Source organism: Aureimonas sp. Leaf427 (genome assembly GCF_001425485.1).
GTDB lineage: Bacteria > Pseudomonadota > Alphaproteobacteria > Rhizobiales > Rhizobiaceae > Plantimonas.
The window spans coordinates 142930-165437 of the sequence record NZ_LMQW01000043.1 but is presented as its reverse complement, the minus strand read 5'-3'; the positions used below and the strand labels follow the sequence as shown (position 1 = coordinate 165437).

Genomic DNA, 22508 nt, shown 5'->3' with positions numbered 1-22508 from the left:
CCAACGAGCCCGCAAAAGCGGGCCAGAACGGTCGGTCTGCCCCGCACAACAGGCTCGAGGGCGGCCCTGGGAGGATAGCAAGATGACATCCATCACGCGCAGGTTTGCTTGTGCGCTGCTCGGCGCTTCGGTTCTGGCGGGTCTCGTATCCGGCGCGGCACAGGCGCAGTCGGCGGACCCGATCAAGATCGGCGTGTCCGGCCCCTTCACCGGCGGCTCCTCCGCCATGGGCGTCTCGATGCGCGACGGCGCCCGGATCGCCGCAGCCGAGATCAATGCGAATGGCGGCGTGCTCGGCCGGCCGATCGAGCTGATCGAGCGGGACGACGAGGCGAAGAACGAAGTGGGCGCGCAGGTCGCCCAGGAGCTGATCAACAAGGAAGAGGTTGTCGCGACCCTCGGCTTCATCAACACCGGCGTCGCCCTTGCGGCCCAGCGCTTCTATCAGGAGGCCGAGATCCCGGTCTTCAACAACGTGGCGACCGGCACGATCATCACCAACCAGTTCCTCCAGCCCGACTACGACAACAACTACGTCTTCCGGAATTCCGCCTACGACGTCCTGCAGGCCTCGATGATGGTCGACGAGGCGCTCGCCCGCGGCCACCAGAAGATCGCGGTCCTCGCCGACAGCAGCAATTACGGCCAGCTCGGCCGCGAGGACATCGAGAAGTACCTGACCGCCAAGGGCCTGGCGCCGGTCGCCGTCGAGAAGTTCAACGTCAAGGACGTGGACATGACGGCGCAGCTGCTCAAATCACAGCAGGCGGGCGCCGACGTGATCCTCGCCTACGGCATCGGTCCGGAGCTCGGGCAGATCGCGAACGGCATGGCCAAGCTCGGCTGGAAAGTGCCGATGATCACCTCCTGGCCCTCCTCGATGCAGAGCTTCATCGACATCGCGGGCGCCAACGGCAACGGCGTGATCATGCCGCAGACCTTCATCGAGGACGAGACCCTTCCCAAGCGCAAGGCCTTCCTCGAGAGCTACTACAAGGCCAACAACGTCCAGAAGATTCCGACCCCCGTCGCCGGCGCGCAGAGCTACGATTCGGTCTATCTCCTCGCCGCCGCGATCACCCAGGCCGGCTCCACCGAGGGCCCCGAAATCCGCGAGGCGCTGGAGAATCTGGAGGCCAAGGTGGAGGGCGTGGTCACGACCTACGAGAAGCCCTTCTCCGCGACGGATCACAACGCCATCACCCGCAACATGGTCGTCTTCGGCCGCGTGCAGGACGGCAAGATCGTCTACGACAAGGAGGAGGACGCCAAGAATGCCGGCGTCGTCCGCCTGAAGGACCCGAGCTCGAATCCGGCCATCAGCCAGTAAGACCCGCGTGGTTTCAGCCCGGCTTCGCTTCGTAAGGCCGGGCCGGAGCAAAGGCACGGATATCCCCGCCGCGAGGCGGCCGGGCCGCCGGCGGCTCGCGCGGCTCCGGGCGCCGCATCTCCAGTTCGACCTGTCGCGGCATCGTCGATGCCCGCGGCGACTGCAACGAAGCCACCCGGACGGTTCTGAGGCATGAACATCTTTCTTCAGCTCATCGCGTCGGGCGTGGCGATCGGCATGATCTACGCCGCCATCGCCTTCGGCTATCAGCTGACCTTCGCCACCTCGAAGACGCTGAACTTCGGCCAGGGCGAGGCGCTGGCGCTCGGCGCGCTCTTCGGGCTGACGCTGGCGCCCTTCACCGGCTACTGGCTGATGATCCCGCTCGTCCTCGTCTTCGGGCTCGGGCTCGGCGCGGTGGTGGAGCGGCTGGCGGTGCGCCCCGCCATCAAGATCAAGTCCGAATACGGATGGATCATGGCGACGATCGCGCTCGGCATCATCTTCCGGAACCTTGCCGAGAACATCTGGGGCCGCGACGATCTGAAGTTCCCCTCGCCCGTCTCCGAGACCGCCGTCCAGTTCGGCGGCATCCGCATGCTGCCGATGGAAATGCTCATCATCGCCGGCGCACTCCTCATGATGCTGGCGGTCGAGATCTTCAACCGCAAGTCGATCTGGGGGAAGGCCGTGATCGCGACCTCCGACGATATCGACGCGGCCGGGCTGATGGGCATCAACACGCAGCGCGTGATCACCCTGTCCTATTCGATCTCGGCCATGACGGCGGCCTTCGCGGGCGTGCTCGTCGCGCCGGTGACGCTGACGGGAGCCACGATGGGCGCGGTCCTGGCGCTGAAGGCCTTCGCCGTCGCCATCATCGGCGGGCTGGAATCGGGCCTCGGCGTCATCGTCGGCGGGCTGATCCTCGGCGTCGCGGAAACGCTGACCGGCTTCTACATCTCGACCGGCTACAAGGACGTGCCGGGCCTGATCCTCCTCCTCGTGGTCCTGTCCGTGCGGCCCGTCGGCCTGTTCGGCAAGGCCGTCATCAAGAAGGTCTGAGCGGCCGGGTCGCCCGATCCCGCCGACCCGACCCGCGTTCGACAACGAGAGCTCACGACGCATGGCCCCTTCCCCCTCGACCGCCGCCGCCGCAGGGCCTGCCGCCGCATCCGGTCGGCCCGCCATTCGCGGCATGAGCCTCGTCGGCGCAGGCCTCCTGATCCTCGTGCTCGCGGTCTTCCCGCTGGTCGTCACCAGCACCTATTACATCCACCTCCTCACCGTCATCGCGATCTACGCGATCCTCGTGCTCGGGCTCGACATCGTCGTCGGCTATACCGGCCAGGTCAGCCTCGGCCATGCCGGCCTCTTCGGCATCGGGGCCTATGCGGCGGCGATCCTCTTCCTGAAGTTCAAGCTCGGCATCTGGTTCGGGCTCCTCGCCGGCATCGGCGTCACCGCCGGCTTCGGCCTCCTCCTCGCCGTGCCGGCTCTGCGCGTGACCGGCCCCTATCTCGCCATGGTCACGCTCGCCTTCGGCACGATCATCCAGATCTTCATCAACGAGCTGACGCCGCTGACCAACGGTCCGCTCGGCATCACCCTGCCGCCGCCGCGCGTCCTCGACTTCTCGCTCGTCGGCATGGAGCCCCTCTGGGGCTCCGCCGGCCGCAAGCTCGAATTCTACTACCTCGTCTGCGCGGCCTTGCTGGTGACGATCGTCGTGGTGAACCGCATCGTCCGCTCGCCCTTCGGCCGCGCCTTCGAGGCCCTGCGCGATTCCCCGATCGCCTGCGACTGCATGGGCGTCAGCGTCTATCGCTACAAGATCTACGCCTTCGCGGTCTCGGCGGCGCTCGCCGGCCTTGCCGGCGCGCTCTTCGCCTGGTCGGAGCGCTATGTCGCGCCGAACTCCTACGGCTTCGAGCTGACGGTCCTCTTCCTCCTCGCCGTCACCATGGGTGGGCGCAAGTCGCGGGCCGGACCGCTCATCGGCTCCGCCATCATCGTCATGATGCCGAACATTCTGGCCGACATCGAACTCGTGCGGATCATGGCCGGCATCATCGCGCTCGCCGCCGTCCTCGTCGGCGCCAATGCCTTCCTGCGCAAGCGGCCGAACCGTTTCCGGATCATCGTGCCCGTCGTCCTCTGCATCCTCTTCTTCCCCGCGACGCTGGCGTTGGAATCGGTCACGGACTTTCGACTGACCGTCTTCGGCCTGATGATCCTCTTCGTCGTCTACTACCTGCCGGACGGCATCATCGGCTTCCTGCGCGAGAAGATCCCCGCCCTTCGCCCCGCCCACACCGCGCAAGGCGGCACGCTCTCGACCGACGGAACGGCGCTCATCGCCAAGGGCGGCAAGGGCGGCGCGGCGGGCTCCCTCCTCAAGGTCGATCAGGCGCTGATGCAGTTCGGCGGGCTGAAGGCCCTCAACAATGTCGATCTCGACATCCGCCCCGGCACGATCCACGGGCTGATCGGCCCGAACGGCTCCGGCAAGAGCACGATGATGAACGTCCTCACCGGGATCTACAAACCGACGGGCGGCACGGTGACGCTCGCCGTCGCGGGCGGCGAAAAGCGGCTGAACGGTCTGACGCCCTCGCAGATCGCGCTCTCCGGCGTCGCGCGCACCTTCCAGAACGTCCAGCTCTTCCGCGAGATGACGGCGCTCGAAAACGTGCTCGTCGGCCTTCACCACACGTTCGACGGCACGCTGACCGACGCGATCCTCGCCACGCCCCGCCGCCGCCGGGAGGAGACCGAGGCGCGCGGCCGCGCCATGGCGATCCTCGATTTCGTCGGGCTCGGCGGCGTCGCCCATGTGGAGGCGCGCAACCTTCCCTACGGCAAGCAGCGCATGCTGGAGATCGGGCGGGCGCTCGCCATCGATCCCGTGCTCCTTCTCCTCGACGAGCCCGCAGCCGGCCTCACCGCGCCCGACATCGCCGAACTCACCGCCGCCATCCGCAAGATCCGCGATGCCGGCATCACGGTGATCCTGATCGAACATCACATGGATGTCGTCATGAGCCTCTGCGACCGCGTGACGGTCCTCGATTTCGGCCAGAAGATCGCGGAAGGCCCGGCCCGCGAGGTGCAGAAGGACCCGAAAGTGATCGAAGCCTATATCGGCGTGCCGGAAGACAGCATCACGGCGGAGGGCTCCCATGCTTGAGGTCTCCAACCTCTCCGCCGGCTACGGGCAGATCGAGGTCCTGCACGGGCTGAGCTTCAACGTGCCGAAGGGCAAAATCGTCACGCTCATCGGCTCCAACGGCGCGGGCAAGACGACGACCATGCGCGCCCTGTCCGGCATGATCGCGCCGAAGGGCGGCTCGATCCGGCTGAACGGCCGCGAGATCGGCGGCCTCGACAGCCATGCCGTCGCGCGATCCGGTCTCGCCCATTCGCCGGAGGGGCGGCGCGTCTTCCCGACACTCAGCGTCGAGGACAATCTGACCCTCGGCGCCTTCCCTCGCCTCACCGGGTCGCGCGCCAGGGGCGATGTCTCGGCGGACCGGGAGCGCGCCTTCGTCCTCTTTCCCCGCCTGAAGGAGCGCCGCACCCAGCTCGCCGGCACGCTCTCCGGCGGCGAGCAGCAGATGCTCGCCATGGGCCGCGCGCTGATGCTGAAGCCCGACATTCTCCTCTTGGACGAGCCCTCCATGGGCCTCGCCCCGAAGCTCGTCGAGGAGGTCTTCAAGATCATCCGGCAGCTGAAGGAGGAGCAGGTGACGATGCTGCTCGTCGAGCAGTTCGCCATGGCCGCCCTCGGCGTCGCCGACTACGCCTATGTCCTCGAAAACGGCCGGATGCGCGCCGAAGGCCCCGCTGCCCAGCTCAAGACCGACCCCGCCATCCGTGCCGCCTATCTCGGCGGAGACCACTGACGGGCGGGAGCAGTGGCCTATGCCCCGGACAACCGATGCCCGGGGCACATCGACGCTTTACTGTGGACCCACGCGCCTTCGACCAGCAGCACGGCCGCGCCGCGTCCGGCCTCCGGTTCCTCTCAGCGGATCTTTTCCAGAAGCCCCAGGAGCAGCTGTCGCTCCTGCGCGTCCAGCGGCTGGAGGGTCTCCTCCGTCACGGTGCGGGCGTTCGCGACGGAGGCGTCGAAGCAGTCGCGGCCGGCGGGGGAGAGCGAGATGGAGAGGCGGCGGCGGTCGACGGGGTCCGGCTGCGTGCGCACGAGGCCGCGCTTCACGAGTCGCTCCACGACGCCCTTGATCGTGGCGACGTCCATGGCGGTGTGGCGGCCGAGAAGGTTCTGCGAGACCTCGCCGATCTCGGCGAGCTTGGCGATCACGGCCCACTGGGTCGGCGTCAGGTCGCTGGCGAAATGCGAGACGAAGATCGTGGCATGGCGCTGCTGGACCTGGCGCAGGATGAAGCCCACCTGCTCGTCGAGCACATAGGCGGCGGAGCCCGTCTCCTGAAGTCCGGCCGACCGGTTGTCCATTGCGATCCCTTCCATGCCGCGGCCCCGTGACGCCCGCGCTTACCGGTACCGCCGTAGCACGATCCGTCGCGCGCCGTCCGCCGGACGCTGCCCGCCGCCGTAGCGTCAGGCCTCGACCAGGACCGTTTGGCTCGGGTTCCAGCTGAGCGCAACGGGCTGGTCGGGCGAAAAGCCCTCGCCCGTGCGGTTCTGCACGAAGACCGTGATCGGGCGTCCCGCAGCATTGACGCGATAGGTGACGCTGTTGCCGGCATAGACCTCCGCCGAAATGCGGCCCTCGATCGAATTCGTCCGAGACGTGTCGTGGCCGGCGGAGACCGGCCCGGCCAGGAGCTTCTCCGGCCGCACCGCCGCCGTCACGCGGCGCCCCTCCTCGGCCGTGTCGGCGGTGTAGATCGCCTGCCCGCCGTCGAGAAGAATGCGCGTCAGCCCGTTGTCGCGGCCCGAGACCGTGCCCTCGAAGAAGTTCGCCGTGCCGAGGAAACTGGCGGCAAACGCGGTGCGCGGGCGCTCGTAGATTTCGCGCGGGGCGCCGATCTGCTCGACCTTGCCGCCGTTCATGATGGCGATGCGGTCGGAGAGGGTCAGCGCCTCCTCCTGGTCGTGCGTGACGAAGACCGTGGTGATGCCGATCTCGCGCTGGATCTGCTTCAGCTCGAACTGCATCTCCTCGCGCAGCTTCTTGTCGAGGGCGCCCAGCGGCTCATCGAGGAGGAGCACGCGCGGATTGGTCGAGAGCGCGCGGGCGAGCGCGATGCGCTGCTGCTGGCCGCCGGACATCTGCTTGGGCTTGCGGCTCTCGAAGCCGGACAGGCGCACGAGCTTCAGGAGATGCTCGACGCGCGCCGCGATCTCGGCCTTCGGACGGCTGCGCACGGACAGGCCGAAGCCGATATTGTCGGCGACCGTCATATGCGGGAAGAGCGCGTAGTTCTGGAACATCATTCCGATGTCGCGCTTGTTGATCGGGATGTTCTGGACCGGCTTGCCGCCGATGGTGATCTCGCCGCGATCGGGATCGACGAAGCCGGCGATCGAGCGCAGGAGCGTGGTCTTGCCGCCGCCGGAGGGACCGAGCAGGCCGAAGAACTCGCCGTCGCCGATCGTCATCGAGACGTCCTCGAGGGCGGCGATCTTACCGTAGTACTTGGCGACGTTCTGAATGCCGACAGCGCTCATCTCAGCGTTCTCCACCGAATTTCGAGAAGCGGGCGAAGCCGATCATCAGCGCCATGGAGGCGAGGATGATGATGGTCGAGATCGCGTTGATCTCCGGCGTGAAGCCCTTGCGAATGGCCGAATAGATCTGCACCGGCAGGGTCGAGGTGCCGACCGGGGCGAGGAAGTAGGAGATGACGAACTGGTCGAAGGAAATGGCGAAGGCGAAGAGCGCGGCGGCGACGATGCCCGGCGCCATCAGGGGGGCCGTGACGCGCCAGAAGGTCTGCCAGGCGCTGGCGCCGAGCGTCGCCGCCGCCTCCTCCATGGAGACGCCGAGACTTTTCAGCCGCGAGCCGACGATGATGATGACATAGGGCAGCGACAGCGCGACATGGCCGAGAAGGATGGCGTGAAGGCCGCGCCCGATGCCGGACCAGAAGAAGAAGATCAGCATGGCCGTGCCGGTGATCAGCCAGGGCATGGTGAGAGTCGGCAGGAGCATGGCCTGGAGGAAGCGCTTGCCGGCGAAGTCGTAGCGGGCGAAGGCCAGCGCCGTCATCGTGCCGAGCGCGGTCGCGACCACCATGTTGACGAGCGCGATGACGATGCTGTTGCCGGCCGCCTGCAGAAGCGCGCCGTTGCCGGCGAGCTGCCGATACCAGACGAGATCGAACTCGAAGGGCAGCATGTAGAGCTCGGAGGCATTGAACGACATCGCCATCATCACGGCGATCGGCAGGTAGAGGAAGAAGAGCAGGAGGCCGAGATAGAGGCCAGAGACGGCGGTGCTGGTTTTCATCGCGGCGGCCCTCACGAAACGGTCATGTGCTTCTTCAGCACCGGGGAGAAGAGGGCCATGATGAGGATGACGATCACCAGGAGGATGAAGCCGAGCGCGGCACCGAGCGGCCAGTTGAAGGCGGCGGTGAACTGGTTCTCGATCAGCGTTCCCAGCATGATCGCCTGCTGGCCGCCGAGAATGCGCGGCTCCATGAAGGACCCGATGACCGGCACGAAGATGAGGATGGCGCCGGCCGCAAGGCCCGGCAGGCTGAGCGGCAGCGTCACGCGCAGAAAGGTCGCCAGATGCGAGGCGCCGAGACTGCGCGCGGCCTCCGTCAGGCTGTCGTCGATCGCCTGCAGGGAAATGTAGCAGGTCAGGATCATGTAGGGCAGATAGCCGTGGACGAGGCCGATCACGATGGCCGGGTAGCTGTCGAGCAGGCCGAAGGACGGCGCCCCCGGCCAGACCGCATGGACCGCGCGGGCCACCAGCCCGTTGTCGTTGAGAACCATGGTCCAGGAGAAGGTGCGCACCAGCCCGTTGCTCCAGAACGGCAGCACGACGAGGAGCAGCAGCGCCTCGCGCCAGCGCCCCTTGATGGCCCGCGCCAGCGCCAGCGCCGCGGGATAGCCGATCAGCGCGCAGAAGAAGGTGACGGTGAGCCCGAGCTGCACCGAACGCCAAGTGTTCACGAGATAGACGCGCTTGGTGAAAAAGTCCGTGTAGTTCTCCAGCGAGAAGCTCGCGCTGCGCCCGTTGATCGGCGCCACGTCGAGAAAGCTGAAGTAGAGCATCGCCGACAGCGGCAGCAGAACGGTGACGGTCAGCCACAGATAGGTGGCGCCCGTCAGGCCGAAGATCGATCTCAGGCGTCTGCCATTGCTCGTCATGGGGGGACCTTCCCTACCGCATCGCAACCGAAATCGAGCCCCGGCGGACGAGGGCCCGTGGGACTGAGGTATCGGTCGATGGGGGCTCGAAAATCGTTAGTGTACGAATTGATATGGCATTTGCGGAGGAGCGCAAGCCCTTTTTTTGAGCATCCTGAATTTTGCCTCCAACGACGCATTCCGCCTCTTGCCAGACGCTTTGGCTCGTGTTTTGTTTGTATACGAACACAAGCGGGCAGCGTGTCGAAGATGCACGGACGGCTTGCTTGAGGTTTGATCCGCGTGCTTCGTGCCGCTCCACTTCCCCTTGAAAGGTCAGTTCATGAACAGGCGTCATGTCCTTCTCTCTGCCTCCGCCTTTCTCGCGGGTGCCCTTGCGTCCGTCGCGCCCGTCAGCCTCGCGGCCGCCGCCGACAACGAGATCCGAGTGCTCAACTGGAACGGCTACGGCACGGACGAAAAGTTCGCCGTCGAGAAGTTCAAGGAAATGACGGGCATCACCGTCATCCACGACTACTACACGTCCGAGCAGGAAATGCTGACGAAGATGCGCACGAGCCCGGGCGCCTACGACGTCGTCGTGGTCGGCACGCCCTTCCTGCCCGCCGCGCGCGAGGAGGGCCTGATCGAGCCGATCGACACGTCCAAGATCTCGAACTTCGCGGATGTTTCGGCCCAGTTCAAGGATAGCGAGATCGTCAAGGTGGATGGGCAGACCTGGGGCGTGCCCTGGGTCTGGGGCATCAACTCCTATGCCTACAACACCGACGCCATCAAGGACGACCTGACGTCGATCAACGCGCTCTGGGACTCCAAATATGCCGGTCGCGTCTCGCTGCGCGACGACGCCATCCTCAACGTGCAGCTCGCCGCCATGGCGCTCGGCCAGGACATGAACGCGCCGACCGACATGGAGGCGATCAAGGCCAAGCTGCTCGCGCTGAAGCCGCAGGTCCGCTCCTTCTGGGCGTCCGAGGACGAGTGGATGAAGGGCATGGCCAACAAGAACTTCGACATCGGCGAGATCTGGGCCGGCGGCGCCGCCCGCGCGATCAAGAAGTACAAGCTCCCCGTCGCCTTCGTCGTGCCCGAGGAAGGCGCCTCCGCCTGGTTCGACGTCCTCATGCTCGCCAAGGATGCGCCGAACAAGGAAGGCGCGGCGAAGTTCATGGACTACATGATCAGCCCCGACTTCTACGTTACCTGGGACACGACCTCGGGCGCCGCCGTCTCCGCCAACGCCAAGGCCGTCGAGGGCCTGCCGCCCGAGGCCTTCAATCGTGCCGTCATGGGCAAGCCGGAGGTCTATTCGCGCCTGAAGTTCGCGGTTCCGCTGACCGAGGAGCGCCGCCAGGAGCTGCAGGAGCTCTGGTCCGAGGTGAAGACCGAATTCGTCCAGTAAGTACCACCATGATCGAAGGGGCGGCCGCTCGCCGGCCGCCCCTTCGTCTATCCCGCTTCCCGCCTGCCGCAGGATGAAATGCCGATGCTCGTCGACGCCACCGTCGAGGCCTCCAAGGCCTGGAACACCTGGTCGAACCGTCCGGCGGAACTGGTCTTCCTGCCGCTCGGCGTCCGGCTGACGCCGGTCCTCTTCTCCTCGCGCGCGGCCAAGGCCACCACGATCCGCCCCGGCGCCGACCTTCTCCTCGGCCGCCACGGGCTCGATGGCGAGGCGATCGAGTTCGAGACGCGCCACGGCGGAAGCCGCCTCTCCTTCGCCTATCGCAAGGCCGATCCCTACATTGTCACCGGGCGCTGGACCGCGCTCGATCTGGCCGAATGGGGCCTTCGCTACTGGGTCTCGCTCTGCCTCTCCGCGGAGAGCGGCGCAACCGTGCGCTACGATGCGGCGGAGGGTGCCACCGTGGTCGAGGTCGGCACGCGCTTCGTCGCCCTCGTCACGCGCGACCGGCCCGTCCAGGTCACGGCCCATGCCGACGTCGCGGCCCTCGTCGCCGATTTCGACGCGCATGGCTATTTCTACAAAGGCAGCCGCGGCACCGAGGCGCCCGCGCTGGCACTGCGCTTCGAGTTGGAAATGGCCCACGACGGCGCCTTTGCCGCCGCCGTCGCCGACAGCGCCGCGCTCGCCATCGCGAAGGCCAAGGCCGCGCTCGCCGATCCCGCGCCCGAACCCGCCCTGCCCGCGCAGACCGGCCGCTATGCCGGCGCGCTCGACGCGGTGCGCGACGTCATGGCCTGGAACACGCTGCGCGACACGGACAGCCGGCGAAACTTCACCGCGACGAGCCGCATGTGGGATCTCGGCGGCTTCGCCGTCTGGTTCAACGACCAGACCTATGCCGCCCTCATGACCAACGTCTTCGACCGGGCCGCCGGCTACGAGAACATGGCCGCCGCCATGGCGAGCGCGACACCGCAGGGCAATTTCACCTGCCTTCTCAGCACGACCGACCAGTGGGTCGACCGGAGCCAGGCGCCGAACGGGGCCTTCATGGCCTGGATGATGTATCTGCGCACGCGCGAGCGCTCCGGCCTCGATTTCGTCTACGAGCCGCTCGCGCGCAATCAGCGCTGGTGGCGGGAACATCGCGATCCCACCCGCCTCGGCCTCGTCTCCTGCGGCACGTCTGATGTCGGCGACGGCATGTACAAGGGCCTGCATTTCGGCGCGCGCAACGAGACGGGCATGGACAATTCGGCGACCCACGACGAGGCCGTCTACGATCCCGAGACACGCACGCTCTCGACGCTCGACGTCGGCCTCAACGCGGTGCTGGCGCTGGATGCGCAGATGCTGGCGCTGATCGCGCGCGAACTGGGACGGGACGCGGAGGCCGCCGAGTTCGAGGCGCTGGCGGCATCGAGCCGCGATCTCATCCGGACCGAGCTTTGGAACGAGGCGCGCGGCCTTTTCGCCAACCGCCAACGGACGGGCGGCTTCGTGCGCTCGGTCGGCCCGACCAGCTTCTATCCTCTTCTCTGCGGCGCGGCGACGCCGGAGCAGGCCAAGCGCCTCCTCGCCCATCTCGACGATCCCGAGAGCTTCGGCGGCGACTGGATCATCCCCAACGCCTCGCGCGACGACCCCGCCTACAAGGACAATGTCTACTGGCGCGGCCGGATCTGGCCGAACGTCAACTACTTCCTCTGGCACGCCCTTCGCGCCGCCGGCTTCGAGGACGAGGCCGGCACCTTCGCCCGCAAGAGCTTCCAGCTCTTCGAAAAGTCCTGGGCGGAGCAGCGGATCGTCGCCGAAAACTACAATGCCGAGACCGGCGAGGCGATGGACCAGGGCGACACCGACCCCTTCTACTCCTGGGGCGCCATGCTGCCGCTGCTCGGGGTCGCCGAAGTGATGGACTTCAACCCCTGGGGCGGCTGGGAGGTCAGAAACACCGGCGAACCCGTGCGCCTCGGCCCGGTCGAAAGCCCTGTCGGTCCGGTCGAGCTGCGCGTCGAGGACGGCGTCCTCACGCTGCGCTCGGCCTCGCGCATCCGCCTGGAGACCGATCTCGTCGGCCGCCTGTCGCATCTGACCCTGGAGCCGAACTTCGTCTCGCTCCGCCTTCACCCGGCCTCCGGCGCGCAGGAGACGGCCCGGCTCGCTCTGCCCGACATCGCGCCCGACCGCCTCGTCGCGGCCCGGATGGGCGGGCGCGATCTTGCGCCGCTCGAGGGCCAGCCCTTCCTCGCCTTCGATCTGTCGGGCGCCGCAGCCGGCGAGCGGCTCGACATCCACCTTACGCCGCTCGCCTGACGGCGATGGAAGCAGCATTGCCGGACCCGTTCTGCGATCCGGACCGGCGGTTTCGGCCGGCCGCCTTCTGGTTCTGGCACCGTCTGCCGAGCCCGGCGGAGATCTCGGCCCGGCTCTCAGAGATCGCGACCTCCGGCCTCGGCACGATCCTGATCCAGGCGCGCCTTGGAATGCCGCTGGAGACCTATCTCTCCCCGGCCTTCCTCGACGCCTACCGTTTCGCCTGCTCCGAGGCCATGCGGCTCGGCCTCGGCATCGAGATCTACGACGAGTACAACTGGATGTCCGGCCATGGTGGCGGACGGGTGGTCGCCGGCGCCGGGCATCTGCGCGAGCGCCACCTCGTCTGGGCAAGCGGGCGCGTCGAGAGCGGCGCGCTGACCGTCGGCATCGAGGATATCCGCTCCCCCTTCCTCGAATTCCTCGGCCCCGAGGGCCTTGCCTGGTGCTACGAGGGCGGCGAGCCCCGCTTCGACGAATGGACGCTCGTCGCCATCGCCGACGAGACCGGCGCGGACCGCTCGTCAGGCATTGCCGTCTCTCTCGAACCCGCCGGCCCGCGCGGCTGCCATGTCCGGCTTGAGGGAGGGCCTTCCTTCCCCGACGGCACGCGCCTGACGGTCTTCCTCTCCGCCCGCTGCGCCACCTCGCGCCTCGTCAACTACCTCCTGCCGGAGACGGCCGAACGTTTCGCTGAGACCGTCTATGCGCCCCTCGTGGAGGCGGCGGGCGGGGCCGCGCGGGCGGTCTTCTTCGACCATCCCTATGCCGGCTTCTATCGCTGGCGGGGTCTCGAGGGCGATTTCGGCAATAGCTTTCTCTGGGACGCCGATCTGCCCCGCCATCTCGGGCCGGAGCCGCTGTCGCTCCAGCTCTACGCCCTTGTCGGTTCCGTCGGCGAGACGGGTGCCGGACTTCGCGCCCGGTTCTTCGCGGCCTATTCCGGGCGGATGCACGAGGCCTTCTTCGGAACGCTCCGGCGCTGGTGCGATGCGCGCGGTCTCGCCTTTTCCGGCCACGAACTCCTGACCCATGTCGGCGGCTGGGACCTTCAGGCCGGGCTTCCCGGCATCGATGCCCGCTCCATGCCGGGCGTCGATCATTTCGGGCTCGACGCTTATCGCTCTGAAACGGCGGTCGACGCGGCGGACTTCCAGCCGCAGCTGGCCGCGCGCTTCGGCGACAGCCTCGCCCGTGCGAACGGGCGCTCCCGCTGCACGATCGAGCAATATGCGACGGGCCGCGAGATCGGCCTTCCCACATCAGCCGGCCAGTGGAGCCTGACGCTGGAGACGCTGCGGGCGCAGTCGATCCGCCACACGCTGTTCGGCGCCCGGCGCATCCTCTTGCATGCCCTCTATCTCGACGGCTCGTCACCCGGCGAGCGCTCCGATCCCCTCTTCGATTTTCCGCCGGGCTACAATCTTCAGCCCTGGTGGGCGGATGCGCCCGCCGTCATGGACGAGCTGACGCGTCTCTCCGCCTTTCTGGAAGAGGGCGAGCCCGTCCGCCCGGTCGGGCTCCTCTATCCGCTGGAGACGATCCGCGCGGAGCCGCAGAGCCCCGATTGCGCGCGCCATTTCGGCGCCTTCGCCGAGGCTCTCGCCAAGGCCGGCATCGGCTACGACATCGTCGACGAAAGCGCCTTCGCATCGGCCGGGATCGCGGATGGCCGTCTGGTTCTCCCCTCCGGCCGCTACGACGTCCTGATTCTGCCCGCGGTCACGACCCTTGCCTCCGGCGCATCCGCCGAGCTGATCGAGCGCTTCTCGCGCGCCGGCGGTCGCCTCGTCGCGTCCGGCCCCCTGCCGTCCCGGACCCGGCTCGATGGCGATCCGAAGACCCTGCGCGACCTCGTCGATCGGGCGACGCAACATCCCGCGACGCTCCATTTCGCCGACGCGCCGGGCGAAGCGGATCACGCGGCGCTTGCCGCCGCCTGTCCCCCGCCCGGCTTCCGCATGGAGACCGGCTCCACCTGGGCGACGTCGGCGCGGTTCGACGGCGCGATGCGGATCGCCGCCTTCAACGACGGCGCGACCATCCGCCGAGCGAACCTCGATCTCGGCGACGGGCCCGTCGATATCCGTCGCTGGCATGCGGGAACGGGCGAGCGCGAACGGCTCGGCATCTGGCCCGGCAGCACCGTCACCGTCGAACTGGATGCCGGCGCGCTTCTCTGCCTGGAGATCCGTCGCACCACCGAGGCACCGACGGCACCGCCGACACCCCATACCGTCACCCTGCCGCCGCCCGTTCCGCTCGGGGATGGTTGGACCTTCTCCGCGACCGGCGAGGCCGGCCCCTTCCGGCCCATCGCCACCGATCGAGGCTGGGAGCGGCAGGGTTTTGCGCGATTTGCCGGAACCGGCCTCTATCGGCGCAAGGTGGACTTGTCCGAACTGCCGGCCGGCCATGCCTGGCATCTCGTTCTGCCCGGCCTTCGCGACGTCGCGGCCGCCTTCGCGGATGGCGAGCCCATCGGGTGCCGCATCGCCGGCGAAGCCGCCTTCTCGCTTCCCGTCTCCCGGCAAAAGACGGCGGTCGAAATCGCCATCCGCAACACGGCGGCGAACCTCTACTATGCCGGCACGATCCATGCCGCGGGCGCCGATCAGCCCTCCGGCATCCTCGCGCCGCCCCGCCTCGAAGCCCGGCCGCTGAGAACCTCCGACATCCGCATCCTGCCTCGAAGCGAGGCGCCATCGTGAGCCAAGCCATGACCGCACCATCGACAGACATGCCCATCGACACCATTCCGATGACCCCCTTCGCGCTGATCTCCGGCAGCGCGCAATGGGGATTGCGCTTTCCCGACGACGTGCTGGAGCCCGGCGTTTCCGTTCGCGAGCGGGGCCTGCGCTTCCAGACGCCCTGGGGCGTCAGCGAGAACTGGCAGGTGATCGAGGTCTCCGGCGAAGGCACGCCGGACGGCGAGCCGCGCCGCATCCTCAACGTCTTCGCCCATGGCTGGCCGATCGATTCCATCGACCACGAGGCGTTCCGCAAGGTCGCCTGGATTCTGCAGGAAGCGGGCGTCCAGAAGATCCTCGCCGATTCCACCAGCGGCTCGCTCAACAAGATGCTGAAGCCCGGCGACTTCATCATTCCCTTCGACGTGCTGGACGTCTCGCAGACCCGCTATTCGCTGTCGGGCAAGATGACGGCGGCCTGCCAGTCGACGCAGCTCTTCTGCCCGCAGCTCGCCGGCCTCCTCCAGGACACCGCCGAGGAGCTTTGGCCCCAGCCCCACCGGGTCGTCGGCCAGGACCAGCAGCTGGTCTTCGCGCACAATTGGGGTCCGCGCTTCGGCAGCCGTGCGGAGGCGAACGCCTACCGGATCATGGGCGCGGACGCGATGAACCATTCGACGGGCGCCGAGGCCTCGCTCGCCCGCGAGATCGGCGCCTGCTACGTCGCGGCGAGCTTCATCGTGCGCTGGCAGGACGGCATCCTCGATACGCCCCCCGCCGACTCCTCCGATCTCCATGCCGGCCTTCGCCACTCGGCCTCCCGCATCAGCCTGCGCACGATGATCCGCACCTCGCTGACCCAGTCCTGCGGCTGCCACCAGCTGCGCACGCTGACGGCGCGCGAGGACGTCCGTTTCGCCCAAGGCGAGCGCGGCGGCACCTGCTGAAGCGCCAATTCTCGAGGCAGCAAAAAGGCCCCGCAGGACGGGGCCTTTTTCATAGGCGGAACCGGACGTCGCGGGAGGAGTGGCCTCGCTACTCCAGAACGACGTTCTTCGATTCCACGTCCACCATCCAGACGCAGACCGCCGCCGCGGCAAGCACGCCGGAGATGACGGCCAGCGCCAGGACGAAGTTCGTCGCCATGATTGGGGCGATGATCGAGGGCGCGAGCAGGCCGCCGACCCGCGCCACCGCGCCGGCCGTGCCCATGCCGCTCGCGCGAAGGCCGGTCGGGTAGATTTCCGGCGTGAAGGCGTAGATGGCGCCCCAGGTGCCGAGCAGCGCGAAGCTCATGAGAAGCGTCGAGCCGATGACGACCGTGTTGCTCTGCCCCAGACTGTAGAGCAGGCACCCGGCCGCGCTGAGGAGGAGGAAGCCGATCAGCGTCGGCTTGCGGCCCCATTTCTCGACGCCGTAGGCCGCCAGCGCAAAGCCTGGAAGCTGCACGAGCGCGACGAGGACGAGGAACATCTGCCCGCGCAGGAAGCCGAAGCCTTCCGAGGAGAGGCGGACCGGCAGATAGACGAAGATGCCGTAATAGGAGACCGAGATCAGGAGCCAGGCGAGAAGAAGGAACGTCGTCCGCCGGCGCAGGGTGGGCGAGAAGAGGGCCGCCATTGAGGTCTTCGCCATCGTCTCCGAGCGAAGCTCGCCGATGGGGGCCGTCGAGCCGTTCGCCTTGGCCACCCGCTGCAGCACGGCTCTCGCCTCCGCCGATCGGCCCTGCTTGTTCAGGTAGAGCGGCGATTCCGGCACGTAGAAGCGCAGGACGATACCGATCAGCGCGGGAATGCCGGTGAAGAAGAAGATCGTGCGCCAGGCTTCGCCGCCCTGCGAACCCGCCGCCAGCGCGAGCACCGCGAGGAGGATGGTGCCGACCGCCCAGAAGGATTCCAGAAGCACCAGCCACCGCCCGCGCCGATCGGCCGGCAGGAACTCGGCCATCATCGTGTAGTCCACCGGCAGCGTCGCCCCGACGCCGATGCCGGTCATGAAGCGCAGCGCGAGAAGCCAGGTCATATCGGGCGCGAAGGCGGAGGCGATGCCGAAGATCGCGTCGATCAGGATGGCGATCATCAGGACGGGGCGCCGCCCGATCCGGTCGGCGAGACGGCCGAAGACGAAGGCGCCGATCAGCATGCCGACGAAGAACATCGTTCCCGTCTGCAGCGCCTCGGGAATGGAGACGCCGAAGCTCTTGGCGATCGAGGGCGCGCTGAACCCGATGGCGAGCACCTGCATCGCATCGGCGGCCCAGACGAGGCCGAAGATGACGAAGAGGCGCTGCTGGAAGCGTCCGACCCCCGCAGCCTGAATGCCCTGCTCGACGGATATGAGCGTTGACGACATGTCGCGTCTCCTGTCTGGCTGCGGGCGCCTTGGCCGCCGGAATCGGCGGCGCCGCTCGGGTTGAGGGCAAAGCATCGCCGGGGCCGTCCGCCAAGGGCGAACGGCCTGTCGTGTGACGGCGATGTCGGATGTCGGCTACGGGGCGCACCCGGCGGGGCGCACCCGGCGGGGCGCATGCGCGACCTTCGGGCCGCGCGCGAAGCAGGGTCAGAAGCGGTGCTGCATTTCCTTGACGACGAGATCGCCGTCGATGACGATCGGCGCGTCGTCGAGGAAGAGCGAGCAGCCGCGCATCGGAATGTCGAGATGGCAGGCCGTGTCGTTGGGGCCGCCCAGCTCGTTGTTCGGGCCAGTGGAGAACATGACGTTGCCGTAGAAGGACCGCGGCTCCATGCCCATGCCGCCGGGGAACTCGCCGGGCACCATGCCGTGCCACTTGGCATTGGGGTTCATGCCCCAGCCGACATGGCTCATGCCCATGCCGCGCGGATCGCGGAAGCCGTCCATGTAGGATTTGACGAGTTCGGCATCGAGCCCGCCGCGGATGTCGACGACCCAGCCCTTCTCGATCGTGTAGGTGATGGGCTCGCGAACGTACATGTTCTGCGGCAGGAGGATGTCGCCGGGCGCCACCACGATCGTGCCGTCCACGCCGTCGTCGTCCCCGCCGGTGAAGACGAAGCCGGAGGGCCAATGGTCCCAGCGGCCGGGCTCGTCGGTGCAGGCATATTCGGCGACCGTCGGATAGGTGTTCAGCTTGTAGGTGACGTCGGTTCCGTGCGGCGAGGTGATGCGCATCACCTTGGCCTTGTCGAGATAGGCCGCGCCGATCTCGACCTTCTCGCGCAGCTCCTTGGTCGGCAGCATTCGCGCCAGCAGCTCCGGCGGCTCGACGGCCGTCAGGATGCGGGTTCCGGCGGCCTGGATGGCGAACTGCTCGGGCGAGAAGAGAAGGAAGACGCAGTCGATCAGCATGTCGCAGGCCTTCAGGGCCTCGACCGCGTCCGGCAGCGCGGCAAGGCCGGTCTGCCCGACCGCCCAGGCGCCGACGATCGGCGGCGCGGGCAGGCGCATGTGATACATCTTCGCCCCGAGCCGCTGGCCGGCCGCCATGAAGGCGTCGGCATAGTCGAGCCGGTCGTTGCCTTGCGTGAGCACGATGAGCTTCTCGCCCTCGTGAACGCCGGACATCTTCAGCTGATGCAGGCAGATCTCGGTGAAGCTGGACTGGTCCATTCTGGTCTCCTTTCGAAAGAGCGCCTGACGGCACCGGGAAGCGTAGGGTTCTAGCGGTCGGCTCAGGCGGCGGCGCGGGCGAGATGCGCGAGGGTCTCGTCGAGGGAGACGACGTCGCCGTACTTGGAGTCGATATCGAAGAGATTGGCCTCGTGCGGCCCTTCGTGCCGGTCGCCGACGCAGTCGCGCACGACGATGGTGCGAAAGCCGTGCTGCACGGCGTCCACCGCGCTCGCCCGGATGCAGCCGCTCGTCGAGCAGCCCGCGAGGATGACCGTATCGATGCCCTGCGCGTGCAGCATGGGGGCGAGGCTCGTGCCGAAGAAGGCGCTGGCATATTGCTTGGTGAAGACGGGCTCGGTGCTAAGCGGCTCGACGCCCTCGCAGAACTCGGCGAGCGGATTGCCCGCCACCATGGCCGTCATGACCGGCGCCTTCTTCACCCAGACGCCGCCATCCGCGCAGCCCGGCGCGTGATAGAGGATATTGGTGTGGACGACCGGCACGCCGGAGGCGCGCGCGGCCTCCAGAAGCGCCGGCGTCTTCGCCACCGCCTCGACCACGCCCGGCGCGAAGAGCGGCGCGCCCTCCGTCGTATAGGCCTTCATGAAGTCGATCACGAGAAGGGCGGGCTTCGACCCGAAGCCGATCCTTGTGCCCCAGACGCCCTTGTAGTTGTCGGATGCGGTGACGCTCATGGCCGGGTTCCTTCAGTAGGCGCCGGAGAGAAGCGCGCCGCCTCCCGGCACGACGGGATCGAGTTCGAGCGCCTTCAGCATCTGGTAGGTCGTGGCGATGGCCGCGGTGATCACCGGCTTGCCGGTCAGCGCCTCCACGAGGGGAACGCTCGCGAGCGAGGGCATCTGCACGCAGGCCGACAGGACGATGACGTCGGCGCCGGACGTGTCGAGCCCCCCGACGATACCCGGCAGGTTCGCCGGATCGTGCGCGGCGACCTTCAGGTTGTCGGAAATCTCAAGAGCGGCATGCGAGACGACCTCGAACCCTTCGGCCTCGATATAGTCGATGACCATCTTCGTCAGCGGCTTCATGTAGGGAGCGACGAGCGCGATGCGCTTGGCCTTCATCACGGCAAGCGCCTCGACGAGCGCGCCCGCGCTGGTGACGACCGGCGCCGGCGCCTTGTTCTCGGCCGTCACCGCCTGCAGCCGAGCCTGGCTTTCGCGGTGGTAGCCGTGGCCCATCGACATGATGGCGACGAGGCAGGCATAGCCGAGCACGTCCACGCGCGCGTCCGAAAGCTCCAGCGCGCAGCGGTCGGACTGCCCGTCCATGGCCGCGAGTTCCTCCTTCGTCACATGCTTCATGCGCATGCGGGCGGAGTGGAAGGTGAAGCGCTCGGGCCGGATGAGCTGGCGCGCGGCCAGCATCGCCGGGATCTCGGTCTCCATCGTAACGTTGGAGCTCGGCACGATCTGGCCGATGCGGAAGGTCTTGGTCGTCATGCGCGCGCTCCCTCGAAGCGTGTTCCCAGAAGCTCGTCGAGCGCCCGGAAGAAGCCGTCGAAATCGTCCCAGGGGATCATGTGGCCGGCGTTCGGAACCCGCGCGATGCGGATGGCCGGGTTCAGCTCGGCGATCTCCGCCTCGTCGGCGGGCTCGATCACGCCGCCGCGCCCCGCGACCATCAGCACCGCCGGCACGGAAAGCGCGGGCAGATCCTGATGGATATCGTCGGTGTGGAAGGCCTCGAAGGCCGTCACGATCGCCGGCTCGTAGCAGGTGTGCAGCCATTCGGCGCGCAGGGCGCGCTGCTCGTCGGTCCAGGTCGGGCAGAAGGCGCGCATGGCTTCGGCGTCCATGCCGGCGGCGGCGAGACGGATGGAATCGACATACCAGGGCAGTTTCGAGGGATAGGCCCGGCGCCCCGGCCCCGAGACCGGCGGATCGACCAGCACGAGACGGCCCATGCCGGCCGGCCGGCGCGTTGCCGCGCGGATCGCGACGCGCGCGCCCATCGAATGGCCGAGCACCGTCGCGTCGTCCAGACCGAGCGCTGCGATCAGGCCGGAGAGATCGTCCGCCATGGCGTCGAGCCCGTAGTCGAGATCCGGCCCCGTCGAGGAGAGGCCCCGCCCGCGCACGTCGACGACATAGGTGTCGAACTCCTGGGCGAGGCGTTCGGCGACGAAGCCCCAGGTGATGGCGGGGCTGGTGATGCCGGGCACGAGGACCAGCGGCGCGCCGGGGCCGCGATAGCGCAGGACATGCTGGCGGATGCCGTTGGCGGCGACGTTATGGCCGGTCGGGGTCACGCTCATGCCGCCTCCTCCGCCGCACGCAGCGGTTCGGCGTAAACGTCGTAGCCGAAGACCCAGGCGGGGTCCTCCTGCGTGCGAAGCCAGGTGTTGGCGTTGGAGACCGCCTGGACGCGCGAGGCCCGCTCGCGGCGGTTGGCTTCGTAGAGGCTGAAGGCGGTGGCGTGGTCGGACAGCCCGGTTTCGGCAAGGCAGCGCGCCAGCATCGCGCCGTCCTCGATCGCCATGGCCGCGCCCTGCGCCATGTGCGGCTTCATCGGATGGCAGGAATCGCCGAGCAGGACCACCCGGCCCCGGCTCCAGAGCGGCAGGGGGCTGCGGTTGAGCAGCGGCCACTTGGAGATTTCGGTCGTGGAGGAGATCAGCGCCTGGACCTCCGGGTGATAGCCGGCGAAGGCCTCGCGCATTTCCTCCTGGCTGGAGGGCACCGACGCCCCGTCGAAATCCCAGGCGGGATGGGGAACGCCCGTGACGAAGTAGTATTCGTCGCGACTGGCCGTCGTGTAATAGACCATCATGTGGCGGTCCGTGGTCCACCACTTCACGCAGGGCTCGAAGTCGAAGCCGTAGCGCGTGAGGTCCTCGCCGCGGATCAGCGCGCGATGGGCGACCCAGCCGCTGTAGTTCGGCTTCTCCGGTCCGAGCAGGACCTCGCGCAGCCGCGAGTTGATGCCGTCCGCCCCGATCACGATGTCGGCGCGGTGGCGCGTCCCGTCGGCGAAGGAGAGATCGACGCCCGCGCCGTCGTCCTCGATCGCGGTCAGGCGCTTGTCGAAATGAAGCGTGCCGGGGTCGAGAGCCGCGATCTGCAGCGCGTGGAGATCGCCGCGATGGATGGTGACATAGGGCGCGCCGTATTCGCGAACGGCGAAATCGCCGAGGGGAATGCGCGAGAGATACTCGCCCGTCTCGCCGTCGCGGCTCATCCAGAAGTCGGGCTTGGAGCCGAGATCGGCGACCGCCTGCTCGATCCCCATGCGGCGGAAGATCTTCATGACGTTCGGCCCCATATGGATGCCGGCGCCCAAGCGCGAGAATTCCGGCGCCTGCTCGAAGACGTCGACCTGGAACCCGGCCTTCTGGATGAGGGACGCGGCGCAGGCGCCGCCGAGCCCTGCGCCGACGATGGCGATGCGAGGGGATTGGGACATGGATCGGACCTCTTGCGGGCGTGGCCGCCGCGGCCGGGACGAGGCCCGGGTCCGGCAAGCCATTTATAGCGTCATCACTATTCTTGGACGCATTTTCCGAGATTGCAACGCTTATTTTCCGACAGAGACGCTCGAATTAAGAGCATGATGGCGCGATCTTGCTCAGTTTGACAGACCAACCGAAATCCTCATTATCAGCGCTTACGCTACATATAGCCCCGCCAGCCGCCGAGCCTTGCCCATGACGGCCCTTTCAGCTTCAGCGCCCCCCGGCAAGCGGTCCGTGGAACGGCCCGAGCCTCGTCCCGCCCCGGGAAGGGACGCTGGACCGGCCGTGCCGCGCCGCGCCGGACTTGCATTTCCGGGCCGGCTTGCGACAAGGGCAAGCGGGCCGTCCGGCGTCTCGCGGCGCTCCGGCGTTCCCTTCCCCGG

Annotated in this window: 18 protein-coding genes; 8 read left to right on the top strand and 10 right to left on the bottom strand. The window is 67.8% G+C overall.

Features of this window, described 5'->3' with window-relative positions:
- The first annotated feature begins 82 nt into the window (after positions 1-82).
- From ASG62_RS18635 to ASG62_RS18620, 4 genes are all read left to right on the top strand, one after another.
- Positions 83-1330: an ABC transporter substrate-binding protein gene (locus ASG62_RS18635; RefSeq protein ID WP_056697075.1), complete on the top strand. Its 1248-nt coding sequence runs from the start codon at positions 83-85 to the stop codon at positions 1328-1330.
- A gap of 192 nt (positions 1331-1522) precedes the next feature.
- Positions 1523-2395 (top strand): branched-chain amino acid ABC transporter permease, encoded by an 873-nt coding sequence (locus ASG62_RS18630; protein ID WP_056697073.1) that lies wholly within the window; start codon positions 1523-1525, stop codon positions 2393-2395.
- Positions 2396-2456: 61 nt separating this feature from the next.
- Entirely contained in the window at positions 2457-4520 is a 2064-nt protein-coding gene (locus ASG62_RS18625; protein WP_056697071.1) for an ABC transporter permease subunit, read from the top strand.
- Positions 4513-5235 carry an ABC transporter ATP-binding protein gene (locus ASG62_RS18620; RefSeq protein WP_056697069.1) on the top strand — a complete coding sequence of 241 codons (723 nt, stop codon included), beginning with the start codon at positions 4513-4515 and terminating at the stop codon, positions 5233-5235. Before ASG62_RS18625 ends, ASG62_RS18620 begins: the two co-directional genes overlap by 8 nt.
- Positions 5236-5357: 122 nt before the next feature.
- Here the strand turns inward: ASG62_RS18620 and ASG62_RS18615 are convergent, their stop codons facing one another.
- The 4 genes from ASG62_RS18615 to ASG62_RS18600 form a co-directional block, all read right to left on the bottom strand.
- Positions 5358-5807 (bottom strand): MarR family winged helix-turn-helix transcriptional regulator, encoded by a 450-nt coding sequence (locus tag ASG62_RS18615; protein WP_056697066.1) that lies wholly within the window; start codon positions 5805-5807, stop codon positions 5358-5360.
- Between the two features lie 105 nt (positions 5808-5912).
- Positions 5913-6986 (bottom strand): ABC transporter ATP-binding protein, encoded by a 1074-nt coding sequence (locus ASG62_RS18610; protein ID WP_056697064.1) that lies wholly within the window; start codon positions 6984-6986, stop codon positions 5913-5915.
- 1 nt (position 6987) lies between these two features.
- Positions 6988-7767 carry an ABC transporter permease gene (locus ASG62_RS18605; protein ID WP_056697061.1) on the bottom strand — a complete coding sequence of 260 codons (780 nt, stop codon included), beginning with the start codon at positions 7765-7767 and terminating at the stop codon, positions 6988-6990.
- Between the two features lie 11 nt (positions 7768-7778).
- Entirely contained in the window at positions 7779-8642 is an 864-nt protein-coding gene (locus ASG62_RS18600) for an ABC transporter permease (RefSeq protein WP_056697059.1), read from the bottom strand.
- Between the two features lie 322 nt (positions 8643-8964).
- Here ASG62_RS18600 and ASG62_RS18595 point away from each other — a divergent pair, with 322 nt between their 5' ends.
- From ASG62_RS18595 to ASG62_RS18580, 4 genes are all read left to right on the top strand, one after another.
- Positions 8965-10044 (top strand): ABC transporter substrate-binding protein, encoded by a 1080-nt coding sequence (locus ASG62_RS18595; protein WP_056697057.1) that lies wholly within the window; start codon positions 8965-8967, stop codon positions 10042-10044.
- 84 nt (positions 10045-10128) lie between these two features.
- Positions 10129-12366, top strand: coding sequence for an MGH1-like glycoside hydrolase domain-containing protein (locus tag ASG62_RS18590; RefSeq protein WP_056697054.1), 2238 nt, complete (start codon positions 10129-10131; stop codon positions 12364-12366).
- 5 nt (positions 12367-12371) lie between these two features.
- Positions 12372-15077 (top strand): carbohydrate-binding protein, encoded by a 2706-nt coding sequence (locus ASG62_RS18585; protein WP_156382244.1) that lies wholly within the window; start codon positions 12372-12374, stop codon positions 15075-15077.
- Between the two features lie 29 nt (positions 15078-15106).
- Complete coding sequence (locus tag ASG62_RS18580) at positions 15107-16006, top strand: hypothetical protein (RefSeq protein WP_056697051.1); 900 nt, start codon at positions 15107-15109, stop codon at positions 16004-16006.
- An 88-nt stretch (positions 16007-16094) separates the two neighbouring features.
- On the opposite strand, the gene ASG62_RS18575 is transcribed toward ASG62_RS18580, so the two are convergent.
- The 6 genes from ASG62_RS18575 to ASG62_RS18550 all read right to left on the bottom strand — a co-directional run bounded on the left by ASG62_RS18575 (position 16095) and on the right by ASG62_RS18550 (position 22076).
- Positions 16095-17411, bottom strand: a complete 1317-nt coding sequence (locus ASG62_RS18575; protein ID WP_056697049.1) for an MFS transporter — start codon at positions 17409-17411, stop codon at positions 16095-16097.
- A gap of 207 nt (positions 17412-17618) precedes the next feature.
- Entirely contained in the window at positions 17619-18647 is a 1029-nt protein-coding gene (locus ASG62_RS18570) for a hypothetical protein (protein ID WP_056697047.1), read from the bottom strand.
- A gap of 62 nt (positions 18648-18709) precedes the next feature.
- Positions 18710-19345: an N-carbamoylsarcosine amidohydrolase gene (locus ASG62_RS18565; protein ID WP_056697045.1), complete on the bottom strand. Its 636-nt coding sequence runs from the start codon at positions 19343-19345 to the stop codon at positions 18710-18712.
- A gap of 12 nt (positions 19346-19357) precedes the next feature.
- Positions 19358-20113: an Asp/Glu racemase gene (locus ASG62_RS18560; protein WP_056697042.1), complete on the bottom strand. Its 756-nt coding sequence runs from the start codon at positions 20111-20113 to the stop codon at positions 19358-19360.
- On the bottom strand, positions 20110-20928 hold the full coding sequence (locus ASG62_RS18555) for an alpha/beta fold hydrolase (protein WP_056697041.1): 819 nt from the start codon (positions 20926-20928) through the stop codon (positions 20110-20112). Before ASG62_RS18555 ends, ASG62_RS18560 begins: the two co-directional genes overlap by 4 nt.
- Positions 20925-22076: an FAD-dependent monooxygenase gene (locus tag ASG62_RS18550; protein WP_056697038.1), complete on the bottom strand. Its 1152-nt coding sequence runs from the start codon at positions 22074-22076 to the stop codon at positions 20925-20927. Before ASG62_RS18550 ends, ASG62_RS18555 begins: the two co-directional genes overlap by 4 nt.
- Positions 22077-22508 lie beyond the last annotated feature (432 nt).